Source organism: Streptomyces sp. NBC_00878 (assembly GCF_026341515.1).
Taxonomy (GTDB): Bacteria; Actinomycetota; Actinomycetes; order Streptomycetales; family Streptomycetaceae; genus Streptomyces.
On sequence record NZ_JAPEOK010000001.1, the window covers coordinates 366,470 to 377,907 of the forward strand.

Here is an 11,438-nt window from a genome sequence, read left to right on the forward strand (position 1 = left end):
TCGCGAAGGGACTGAACCGCCGTGCCCACCACAGCGCCTCCCCCGATACCCAAGGCAGCGGGATCCCTCCCACTGCTCGGCCACGCGATACCACTCATGCGCGACAACCTGGCCTTCATCGCCTCTCTGCGCGACTACGGGCCGCTCGTCGAGATCCGACTCCAGCCCCAGCAGCCGACGATCATCATCAACGACCCCGCACTCATCCGCACCATGCTGGTCGACGTCGCCCCCACCCTCGACAAGGGCCGCTTCTTCGAAAAAATGGGCCAGTTGCTCGGCGACAGCGTGGTCACCGCCGCGGGCTCCGAACACGTCCGCAAGCGCCGCCAGCTCCAGCCGGCGTTCCGGCACACCGAGATCACCCGGTACGTCGACCTGATGCGCGACCAGGTCACCACCACCGTGAACCGGTGGGTACCGGGCCAGGTCCTGGACGTGCGCGAGGTGATGGTCAAACTTTCCCTTGACATGCTCGCAACAACCATCTTCTCCGGCAGCATCGACGAGCAGGCCTTCCACCGACTGCGCCGCGACCTGTCGGTCGTCATGAACGGCGTCGGCACCCGGATCATGCTGCCCGACTGGGCGGAACGGCTGCCGTTACCCGCCAACCGGCGCTTCAACACGGCCCGGGACGCCGTCCGCGCCACCATCGGCCACGCCGTCGACGAACTGCGCGCCGACGGCCGCGACACCGGCGACATGCTCTCCATGCTCCTCAAGGCGCAGGACGAGGAAACCGGTCAGCCGCTCACCCCGCACCAGATCTGCTCCGAGATCCTCACCCTCGCGGTGGCCGGTACGGAGACCACCGCCTCCGTGCTGTCCTGGGTGCTGTACGAACTCGCCCGCGACCGGGAGATCGACGAGCGCGTCCAGGCCGAACTCCACGACGTCCTCGGCGAGCGGCCGGTCACCTTCGACGACCTGAGGCACCTGCCCTACCTGGGCCGCGTCATCACCGAGGCCCTGCGGCTGCACCACACGGGATGGCTCGTCACCCGCCGGACGCTCCAGCCGACCCGCATCGGGCAGTGGGAGATCCCGGCCGGCACCGAGCTGGCGTACTGCCAGCACGCCCTGCACCGCGACCCCGACCTCTTCCCCGACCCCCTGACCTTCGACCCGGACCGATGGCTGGACGACAGCCTGTCGCCGCTCGCCGACGGTGCGTTCCTGCCTTTCGGCGCCGGCAAGCACAAGTGCATCGGCGACCGTTTCGCGCAGGCCGAGCTCACCACCGCGATCGCCACGTTGACCCGGTCCTGGCGGCTCGACCTGGTCCCGGGGCAGGCCGTCCGCCCGGTGGCCCGGGCCACCGTACGGCCCAGCACGCTCAAGATGGCCGTCCGTCCCCGCGAACGGGCACATCAACCGGCCGCCGGAGCGTGAGCCGGGGGTGCGCCACCGACCCCGCGACGGCCCTCCGGTCCGGTCCGTCGCACAGCGCGCGTGGCGCCACCCAGCCCGATGCGGACCGAACTGGCACCCGTACACCCTTTCGGGCGAGAGGCTCGGACTGACAGACTTCGGAGGGTGCGCGACTTCGACTTGCTCGTCATAGGATCCGGCCCGGGCGGCCAGAAGGCCGCCATCGCCGCGGCCAAGCTCGGCCGCCGGGTCGCCGTCGTCGACCGCCCCGACATGGTCGGCGGGGTCTCCATCCACACCGGGACCATCCCCTCGAAAACTCTGCGCGAGGCGGTCCTCTATCTCACCGGTCTCACCCAGCGCGATCTGTACGGCCAGAGTTACCGCCTCAAGGAGGACATCACCGTCGCCGACCTGACCGCGCGCACCCAGCACGTGGTCAGCCGCGAGGTCGACGTCATCCGCAACCAGCTCTCCCGCAACCACGTCTCCCTCTTCGCCGGCACCGGCCGCTTCGTCGACGACCACACCGTCGGGCTGCAAGAAGTGACCGGCCACGAACGCCTGTTGACCGCTGACACCATCGTCATCGCCACCGGGACCCGCCCGGCCAGGCCCGCCACCGTCGAGTTCGACGAGCGGACGATCCTGGACTCCGACAACGTTCTCAACCTGGAGCGGGTCCCCCGTTCCATGGTCATCGTCGGGGCCGGCGTGATCGGCATGGAGTACGCCTCCATGTTCGCCGCCCTCGGCAGCAAGATCACCGTGGTCGAGCAGCGGCCCGGCATGCTCGACTTCTGCGACGTCGAGGTGATCGAGTCGCTCAAGTACCACCTGCGCGACCTCGCCGTCACGTTCCGCTTCGGCGAGACCGTCGCCGCGGTCGAACGGCACCCCAGGGGCACCCTCACCGTCCTGGAGAGCGGCAAGAAGATTCCCGCCGACGCCGTCATGTACTCCGCCGGCCGGCAAGGGCTCACCGACGACCTCGACCTGGACAAGGCCGGGCTGTCCGCCGACCGGCGCGGGAGGATCACGGTCGACGAGCACTACCGCACCGAGGTGCCGCACATCTACGCCGTCGGCGATGTCATCGGCTTCCCGGCGCTGGCCGCGACCTCGATGGAACAGGGGCGTACGGCCGCGTACCACGCCTGCGGCGAACCGGTGAACCGGATGCACGACCTCCAGCCGATCGGCATCTACACCATTCCGGAGATCAGTTTCATCGGGAAGACCGAGGACCAACTGACCGAGGAATGCGTGCCGTTCGAGGTCGGCGTCTCCCGCTACCGCGAACTGGCCCGGGGCCAGATCATCGGCGACTCGCACGGCATGCTCAAGCTGCTCGTCTCCCCCGACGACCGGAAACTGCTCGGCGTGCACTGCTTCGGTACGGGCGCAACCGAGCTGATCCACATCGGGCAGTCGGTGATGGGCTGCGGCGGGACCGTCGACTACCTGGTCGACGCCGTGTTCAACTACCCGACGCTCGCGGAGTCGTACAAGGTCGCCGCCCTGGACGCGACCAACAAGATCCGGCAGATCGACCGCCTCAGGGACTGACGCCCCTGCACGCCGAACCGCTCACGGCGCTGGTGAGCCCCGCTCACCAGCGCCGGACGGACACCCGCACAGAGCCTCCGTACCGGACCTGCGCACCGGACCTGCGCACTGGGTCTGGGTCGACCCCACGGTCCGAGAGCATAAGCTCGGCACGTGGCCAAGTACTTCGACGTTCATCCCGAAAATCCTCAGCAGCGGACGATCAGCCAGGTCGCCGACTCCATCCGCGCGGGCGCGCTCGTCGTGTACCCCACGGACTCCTGCTTCGCACTGGGCTGTCAGCTGGGCAGCCGTGACGGCATCGACCGGATCCGGTCGATCCGTCGGCTCGACGACCGTCACCACTTCACGCTCGTGTGCCAGAACTTCGCGCAGCTCGGCCAGTTCGTGCACATCGACAACGACGTGTTCCGCGCCATCAAGGCGTCGACGCCCGGCAGCTACACCTTCATCCTGCCCGCGACCAGGGAGGTGCCGCGCAAGCTGCTCCACCCGAAGAAGAAGACGGTCGGCGTCCGTATCCCCGACCACGCGGTCGCCCAGGCCCTGCTGGCCGAACTCGGCGAGCCGCTGCTGTCCAGCACCCTGCTCCTGCCCGACGAGGAGGAGCCGATGACCCAGGGCTGGGAGATCAAGGAACAGCTCGACCACGTCGTCGACGCGGTGATCGACTCCGGGGACTGCGGCACCGAGCCGACCACCGTCATCGACTTCTCCAGCGGCGAGGCCGAGATCGTACGCAAGGGAGCGGGCGACACGGCCCGGTTCGAGTGATACGCGGCTCAGCGGCGCGGCCGACGGTGGAACCGCGCCGAGCATCGATCCGGGTGGGAGCAGCCGGGACACTTCGGCCGTTGCCGAAGCGTTGGCCGCCTAGCGTCAGCTCCATGAACATCTCCCGGTACCTCATCCGCCGTGCTGTCCCGGCCGTCCGGCCGGTCACGGTCAGCGATCGCGCCGGGCGGGGCGCCGCGTGACGCCACTGGAGGGTCTCGCCGTGTTCGCCGCCGGTGTGGGCGCGGGCGGCATCAATACCGTCGTCGGTTCGGGAACACTCATCACCTTCCCGGTACTGCTCGCCACCGGTCTGCCGCCCGTCACCGCCACGGTGTCCAACGCGCTCGGACTGATCCCCGGCAACATCAGCGGAGCCTTCGGCTACCGGGAGGAACTGCGCGGCCAGCGCCGGCGCGTCCTGAAACTGAGCGTCGGTTCCCTGCTGGGAGGGCTGACGGGCGCCACGCTGCTGCTGGCCCTGCCCGCGGCGGCGTTCGAGAGGATCGTGCCGGTCATGGTCGGCCTCGCCCTCGTACTGGTCGCGTTCCAGCCCCTGATCGGCAGGTACCTGCGGGACCGCCGCGCACGGACCGGCGTCCCGGCCCGCGGTGACGGCGGTCCCCTGCTGTTCACCGGCCTGACGCTCGCCAGCGTCTACGGCGGCTACTTCGCCGCCGCGCAGGGAATCATCTACGTGGCTCTGATGGGGACGCTCCTGGACGAACCGCTGCAGCGCCTCACGGCCGTCAAGAACGTCCTCGTCGCCGTCGTCAACACAGCGGCCGCGGCCTTCTTTCTCTTCGTCGCGGACTTCGACTGGACAGCCGTCGCACTGATCGCCTGCGGTTCCGCACTGGGCGGCCAGTTCGGGGCCAAGGTGGGCCGCCGCTTCAGCCCCGCCGTCCTGCGAGCCCTCATCGTGGTGGTCGGCACCGTCGCGATCGTCCAGCTGCTGCTCCGCTGACCCCGACCGCCGCCCCGGGCGCGGCGGCCCGCGCGCCCGGGCGGACTACTCGGCGGCGGACGCGCCCTTCCCGCTGAACGGCCCTTCCAGCGCCGCCCACTGCAACAGCATGATGGTCTTCGCGTCGGCGATCTCGCCGGTACGGATCATGCCCAGAGCCTGCCGGAAGGGCAGTTCGACGATCTCGATGTCCTCGCCCTCCTCGTCGAGGCCGCCGCCCTCGTGGGTGCGGGTGGCCGGTCCGTACGAGGCGGCGTAGAAGGTCACGCGCTCGGTGACCGATCCCGGGCTCATGTAGACGTCGAAGACCCGCTGGACCTCGCCGACCGTGTGTCCGGTCTCCTCGATGACCTCGCGTCGTACGGCGACCTCGGGGTGCTCGTCCTCCTCGTCCAGCAGTCCGCCCGGCGTCTCGACGAGCATCCCGTCCGGGTGGCCGTTGACGTACACGGGGTAGCGGAACTGCCGGGTGAGCAGCACGGTTTCGCGGTCTTCGTCGTAGAGCAGGATGGTGGCGCCGTTGCCGCGGTCGTGCGTTTCGCGCTCCTGGGTGGACCAGGTGCCGTCGGCGTGCTGGAAGTCGAAGGTCGTGGTGCGCTCCACGTACCAGTGGCAGGACAGCAGTGTCACGTCCCGCACCTTGACGCGATGGTTTCCCGTCAGGTCCAGGCCGACCTGGTCGAGTCCGGTTCGGCCCCTGCGGTCGGGGGTGTCGATGCCGGCGGTCATCGTGCGCCTGCCGGGGAGAAGGCGCGAGTGGCGCTGGAGGTGGACGTACCGGTGCAGGTACAGGTGCATGTGCAGGTGGAACAAGTGGTCATGCCCTGCTTCTACCATCCGGGTCCGGTCCGTGTCAGGCAGGTCAGGGACGCGTGGACGCACCGGTGGTCAACCGGAGCGACATTCGACCGCTCGTCGTGGGTGAAAGTCCGTACCCGGCAGTAAGCCCCCTCCTCGGTCGGAGACGTTAGGACCGGACCAACGGGTCGTCAAGATGCCTACACGTACCGGACTGTTCACCGTTCAGGCCTGGCGCGGCGGTCGGCAAGCTCTATCAGGTCATCCGTCCCGGACTCTTGACTCCGTTCACCGCAGTCGCGATTCTCGATCCACCGTTTGCACGAGTCATGACAACCAGCCGTGGGGCGTCAATCCCCGCTGTCCGGGTCATCGACCGCGCCGTCCGCCGACCGAAGACGTGGGTGATGACCGTGACTCAACAGCCGATCCACAGGCGCAGACCAGCTGCGGTTCTGACGTTGCTCCTGCTCGTACTGGCCGCGACGCTCGGGCCCACGCCCAGTTCCGCGGCGGAGACCGACTGGTGGAATCCGGTCGCGCGGCCCGCGGCGGACTCCCGGATCGGTGTCACGGGTGAGCCCTTCAAGGGGACCAACGCCCAGGGCGAGGTACGCGGGTTCGTCGACGCGCACAACCACATCATGGCCAACGAGGCCTTCGGCGGCCGGCTCATCTGCGGCAAGCCGTTCTCCGAGGCGGGGGTCGCCGACGCGCTCAAGGACTGCCCCGAGCACTATCCCGACGGCTCGCTCGCGATCTTCGACTACATCACCAACGGCGGCGACGGCAAGCACGACCCCGACGGGTGGCCCACGTTCAAGGACTGGCCCGCCTACGACTCGATGACGCACCAGCAGAACTACTACGCCTGGGTGGAGCGGGCCTGGCGCGGCGGACAGCGCGTCCTCGTCAACGACCTCGTCACCAACGGCGTGATCTGCTCGGTCTACCCCTTCAAGGACCGCAGCTGCGACGAGATGACCTCCATCCGCCTCCAGGCGAAGCTGACGTACGACATGCAGGACTACATCGACAAGATGTACGGCGGCACGGGCAAGGGCTGGTTCCGGATCGTCACCGACAGCGCCCAGGCCCGCGAGGTCGTCGAACAGGGCAAGCTGGCCGTCGTCCTGGGCGTCGAGACGTCCGAGCCGTTCGGCTGCAAGCAGATCCTGGACATCGCGCAGTGCGACAAGGACGACATCGACGCCGGTCTGGACGAGTTGTACGACCTGGGCGTACGCAGCATGTTCCTCTGCCACAAGTTCGACAACGCGCTCTGCGGGGTCCGTTACGACGAGGGCGGTCTCGGGACGGCCATCAACGTCGGCCAGTTCCTGTCGACCGGCACCTTCTGGCAGACGGAGAAGTGCACGGGCCCGCAGCACGACAACCCCATCGGGGGTGCGGCGGCGCCGAGCGCCGAGGAGGAGCTGCCCGCCGGGGTCGAGGTCCCGTCGTACGACGAGGACGCCCAGTGCAACAAACGCGGGCTCACCGAGCTGGGCGAGTACGCCGTGCGCGGCATGATGCAACGCAAGATGATGCTGGAGATCGACCACATGGGCGTCAAGGCCACCGGCCGCGTCCTCGACATCTTCGAGTCGGAGTCCTACCCCGGTGTGCTCTCCTCGCACAGCTGGATGGACCTCAACTGGACCGAGCGCGTCTACGGTCTCGGCGGCTTCATCGCCCAGTACATGCACGGATCCGAGGAGTTCGGCACGGAGGCGGACCGCACGAAGGCGCTGCGCGACAAGTACGACGTCGGGTACGGCTACGGCACCGACATGAACGGCGTCGGCGGCTGGCCGGCCCCGCGCGGAGCGGACACCTCGAACCCCGTGACGTACCCCTTCCGCAGCGTCGACGGCGGCTCGGTCATCGACAAACAGACGACCGGCGAGCGCACGTGGAACCTGAACACCGACGGCGCCGCGCACTACGGGCTCGTCCCGGACTGGATCGAGGACATCCGGCTCACCAGCGGCCAGGACGTCGTGGACGACCTCTTCCGGGGCGCCGAGTCCTACCTCGACACCTGGGGTTCTTCCGAGCGGCACAAGGCCGGGGTGAACCTGGCCAAGGGCTCGTCCGCGTCGGCCAGTTCGTCGGAGTCGAACCCCTTCACCAGCTACGCCCCGGGCCGGGCCGTGGACGGTGACGCGGACACCCGTTGGGCGAGCGACTGGAGCGACGACCAGTGGCTCCGGATCGACCTCGGCTCCACGAGCACGGTCAAGCGCGTCACCCTCGCATGGGAGCGCGCCTACGGGAAGTCGTACCGCGTCGAGGTCTCCACCGACGGCACCACCTGGCAGTCCGTCTGGTCCACGACCACCGGTGACGGCGGTCTGGACACGGCCCAGTTCAGCGGCGTACCGGCCCGCTATGTACGGATCCACGGGCTGGACCGGGGCACCGATTGGGGATACTCCCTTCACGAGGTGGGCGTCTACAGCAGTTGACGCCCGCTGGAACGAAGGGAACACCCATGGCACGGATGCCGTCGGCCGAACGGCGTCGGCAGCTCACCGAGGCGGCCATCCGCGCGATGACCCGGGACGGCGTCTCCAAGACGACGACCCGGTCCATCGCCGCGGAGGCCGACCTCTCCCTGAGCGTCTTCCATTACTGCTTCGACTCCAAGCAGGCCCTGATCGAGTCCGTGATCACAACGATCACCGAGCACTCCACCACGGTGGTGAGGGAAGCGATCAGGCCGAAGGCCACCCTTCGGGAGACCGTCCGGGCCGGTTTCCAGGCCTACTGGGACCATGTGTCCGCGCATCCCGGTGAGCACATGCTCACGTACGAGCTGACGCAGTACGCTCTGCGCCAGCCCGGGTTCGAGCACCTGGCGCGACGGCAGTACCAGCTGTACTGCGACACCTACACCGAACTCGTCGAACAGCTCGGCCGCAGCATGGACTTCGAACTCCGCGTCCCGGTCCTCGTGCTGGCCCGCTACCTGGCCGCGATGACCGACGGGCTGACGCTGAACTTCCTCGTCCTCGGCGACGACGCGGCCTGGGCGGACATCCTCGACATGATCACCGACCACGTCGCGGGCCTCGTCCGTGACACGGACGACGACCTCACGGGCCTCGACGGCCTCACGGACCGCAACACCCCCGCGTCAGGATCCGGGCCCGCCGGTTCCCCTTTTTTCGTCCCCTGATGTGACCTTTCACAAAAGTCCACTTGAGTGACGAAAGGGAATTCCATAGATGCAGAATGCATCAAAAAATGTTTCACCCAACGCCTCTTTGTGCTCCTGTGCGCCCCCATGGAAAGTGGATCTGGGGGGCCGATGACAGTTGGACTGGGCAGGACATGATTCAAGCACCGAGCCGGTGGCACGTTCACCGATTTACGTGAGTCGACTGAGGCAGGTGGTATTCCATGAGCGACGCCATGCCCACACCGGATCGACTATGGACTGTGGGCACTGCGCCAGGCATATTCCCAGCCGCCAGCCACGGTATCGCTTTGTTCCGTCGGCCGTTGGCTTTTCTGAATTCTCTGCCCGCCCGAGGCGATCTGGTCGAGATACGCCTGGGTCCGATGCGGGCCTGGGTGGCATGCCACCCGGAACTGGTCCACCGGATGCTCATGGATCCGCGCACCTTCGACAAGGGAGGTTCGCAGTACGACAGGCTCCGGGCCCTGATGGGTGACGGCGTGGTCACCTGCCGCCAGCCGGCACATCGACGGCAGCGCACATTGCTCCAACCGGACTTCCGCGCGTCCCGCGTCGCCGACTACACGGAACTGATGGGCGAGGAAGCGGAGTCGGTGTGCCGCACGTGGCGTGCGGGGCAGAGGATCGACGTCAGCGCCGCGATGATGGCCCTGACGACAAGGGTGACCAGCCGCGTCCTCTTCTCCGACTCGCTCGACGCCGCCACGGCCGCCCAGCTGCGGAACTCCCTCGGCACCATCGTCCGCGGCCTGTTCGTCCGCACGGTCGTGCCGGTCGACGCCCCGTTCCGTGTCCCCACACCGGCGAACCGCCGCTATCGGCGTGAGGTCGACCGTCTGCACGGGATCATCGACTCGGTCATCGCGGCACGGCGCCGGGGCACTCCTCGCGACGATCTGTTGGGGACCCTGCTGGCCGCGGCGCGCGACGGGGGCGAAGACTCCCGCGCGGGGGGCGAGGACACGGCGGTCACCGAACAGGAAGTCCACGACCAGCTCATCACACTCCTGCTCACCGGCGTGGAGACCACCGCGCTCTGCATGGCCTCCGCCCTCAGTCTCCTGGCACAGCATCCGGAGACCGAGCGCCGCCTGCACTCCGAGGTCGACACCGTGCTCGCCGGGCGGCGACGGCCGGACCTCGACGACCTGCCGCGTCTCACCTACACCCGCTCCGCCGTCACCGAGACGCTGCGCCACTCCCCACCGGGCTGGCTCTTCACCCGCGTCACGACCAGAGAGACGGAATTCGCCGGGTGCCGTCTCCCCGAGGGCGCCACCGTCCTCTACAGCCCCTACCTCCTGCACCACGATCCCGCGTCGTTCCCCGACCCCGAACTGTTCCTGCCCGAGCGCTGGTTGCCGGGGTCGGAACGGGCCACGGCCGCATCGCACCGCGCGATGCTTCCGTTCGCCACGGGCAGCCGCAAATGCCTCGGTGACGCGTTCGCCATGGCGGAGGCCACGGTGGCCGTCGCGACCATCGCCGGCCGCTGGCGGCTGCGCCACCCGCCCGGACCGGTCGAACCACCGCGCCCCGCGGTGACATTCGGCCCGAGGTCGCTGCCGATGATCTGCGAACCACGTTCAGTCGATCCGGTCGGCACACCGCCTCTTTCCCGTTCCCGCACTCCCCGAGCCACGGTGACATCCCACGTACAGGACCCCCGGACAGCAGGTGACCACGGTGTCGACAACGCATGAGGAAATCACGTTTACCGGGCAAGGAGAAATTCGCGCCGACAGTCTGAAGGACCTGATCGACGCCACTCTCTACATGCCGTTTCCCTTCCTGAGCAATCGCCATCAATCAGAATCGGCGGCAGGCGTCGACACCTGGCTGCGGACAATGGGGCTGACCGACGACCCGGCGGTGACAGCCATGATCGCCAAGACTCGCCCGGCCGAACTCGCGGCCTACAACAGCCCGACCGTGGACTGCGACATCCTTCAGATCGTGGCCAACCAAATCGCCTACCAGTTCATCTTCGACGACCTGGCGGAAGAGGTCGGCCGACTGCGGCCGGGCCACCTCCTGCCCATGCTCAGCGAGAGCATCGGAATCCTGCGCGACGGCCAACCACCCAGCACCCCCCTCGGCGCGGCACTGGCCGACCTCTACCGCCAGGTCCAGGAACGGTGCACACCCGCACAAGCGGCGCGATGGTCCTGGAACAGCCGTGAGTACGTACACGGCTTGCTGTACGAGGCGGTGGCGCAGACGCACACTCCGCCTGTGCGGATGGGGTTGTGCAACTCGATACGGTCGCTCACCGCGGGAGTCGAGCCCTTCTACCCGCTGTGCGAGGCCGCGCAGTCTCACGAACTGGCCCCCGAAGAAATCCACCACCCCGTCATGCGGCGTTTGGGACGGCTGTCGGCCGACGCCGCCGTGTGGATACCAGACCTCTTCTCCGCGGTGAAGGAGCAACGGGCGGGCGAAATGATCAACCTGGCCCTTGCCTACCAGCGGGCGTACCAATGTTCCCTGCCGGAGGCCGTCACGCACGCCATCCGACAGATCAACAGCACGATCAGCGAGTTCGAGACACTCTACGAGGAGATCAAACCGGAGCTGAGTCCGGCCGGCGTCGGCTATGTGGAGGGCATGGCGGGCTGGATCCGCGGGTGTTACTACTGGTCACGCACTGTGCCGCGCTACGCGGACGCGACAGCGTCCGCCCTCTGCTGAGAGCAGACCAACCCCACTACGTTACCTGAAGAGAGGGCGCCCAAACCGATCCGGCGC

General features: G+C 68.1%; 9 protein-coding genes. 8 read left to right on the top strand and 1 reads right to left on the bottom strand.

Annotated elements, in window-relative coordinates:
- Positions 1-21: 21 nt before the first annotated feature.
- From OHA11_RS01355 to OHA11_RS01370, 4 genes are all read left to right on the top strand, one after another.
- Positions 22-1,395, top strand: a complete 1,374-nt coding sequence (locus tag OHA11_RS01355) for a cytochrome P450 (RefSeq protein ID WP_266491132.1) — start codon at positions 22-24, stop codon at positions 1,393-1,395.
- 144 nt (positions 1,396-1,539) lie between these two features.
- Positions 1,540-2,943 (top strand): Si-specific NAD(P)(+) transhydrogenase, encoded by a 1,404-nt coding sequence (gene sthA / locus OHA11_RS01360; protein ID WP_266491133.1) that lies wholly within the window; start codon positions 1,540-1,542, stop codon positions 2,941-2,943.
- 153 nt (positions 2,944-3,096) lie between these two features.
- A complete protein-coding gene (locus tag OHA11_RS01365) occupies positions 3,097-3,717 on the top strand; it encodes an L-threonylcarbamoyladenylate synthase (RefSeq protein ID WP_266491134.1) in 621 nt (206 codons plus the stop codon).
- 199 nt (positions 3,718-3,916) lie between these two features.
- Positions 3,917-4,684: a sulfite exporter TauE/SafE family protein gene (locus OHA11_RS01370; protein WP_266491136.1), complete on the top strand. Its 768-nt coding sequence runs from the start codon at positions 3,917-3,919 to the stop codon at positions 4,682-4,684.
- Positions 4,685-4,729: 45 nt separating this feature from the next.
- Here OHA11_RS01370 and OHA11_RS01375 read toward each other — a convergent pair whose 3' ends face one another.
- Positions 4,730-5,413: an NUDIX domain-containing protein gene (locus OHA11_RS01375; RefSeq protein ID WP_266506858.1), complete on the bottom strand. Its 684-nt coding sequence runs from the start codon at positions 5,411-5,413 to the stop codon at positions 4,730-4,732.
- A 476-nt stretch (positions 5,414-5,889) separates the two neighbouring features.
- Between OHA11_RS01375 and OHA11_RS01380 the strand changes: the two genes are divergently transcribed.
- The 4 genes from OHA11_RS01380 to OHA11_RS01395 all read left to right on the top strand — a co-directional run bounded on the left by OHA11_RS01380 (position 5,890) and on the right by OHA11_RS01395 (position 11,381).
- Complete coding sequence (locus OHA11_RS01380) at positions 5,890-7,953, top strand: discoidin domain-containing protein (RefSeq protein ID WP_266491138.1); 2,064 nt, start codon at positions 5,890-5,892, stop codon at positions 7,951-7,953.
- 26 nt (positions 7,954-7,979) lie between these two features.
- Positions 7,980-8,666 (top strand): TetR/AcrR family transcriptional regulator, encoded by a 687-nt coding sequence (locus OHA11_RS01385; RefSeq protein ID WP_266491140.1) that lies wholly within the window; start codon positions 7,980-7,982, stop codon positions 8,664-8,666.
- 326 nt (positions 8,667-8,992) lie between these two features.
- Positions 8,993-10,393, top strand: a complete 1,401-nt coding sequence (locus OHA11_RS01390) for a cytochrome P450 (RefSeq protein ID WP_266491142.1) — start codon at positions 8,993-8,995, stop codon at positions 10,391-10,393.
- Complete coding sequence (locus OHA11_RS01395) at positions 10,368-11,381, top strand: (-)-alpha-amorphene synthase (RefSeq protein WP_266491144.1); 1,014 nt, start codon at positions 10,368-10,370, stop codon at positions 11,379-11,381. Before OHA11_RS01390 ends, OHA11_RS01395 begins: the two co-directional genes overlap by 26 nt.
- The last annotated feature ends 57 nt before the right edge of the window (positions 11,382-11,438 follow it).

Excerpts from the sequence above, each read along its gene's own strand:
- OHA11_RS01375 (WP_266506858.1), bottom strand. The coding sequence starts at position 5,413 with ATGACCGCCGGCATCGACACCCCCGACCGCAGGGGCCGAACCGGACTC.
- OHA11_RS01380 (WP_266491138.1), top strand. The coding sequence starts at position 5,890 with ATGACCGTGACTCAACAGCCGATCCACAGGCGCAGACCAGCTGCGGTT.
- OHA11_RS01385 (WP_266491140.1), top strand. The coding sequence starts at position 7,980 with ATGGCACGGATGCCGTCGGCCGAACGGCGTCGGCAGCTCACCGAGGCG.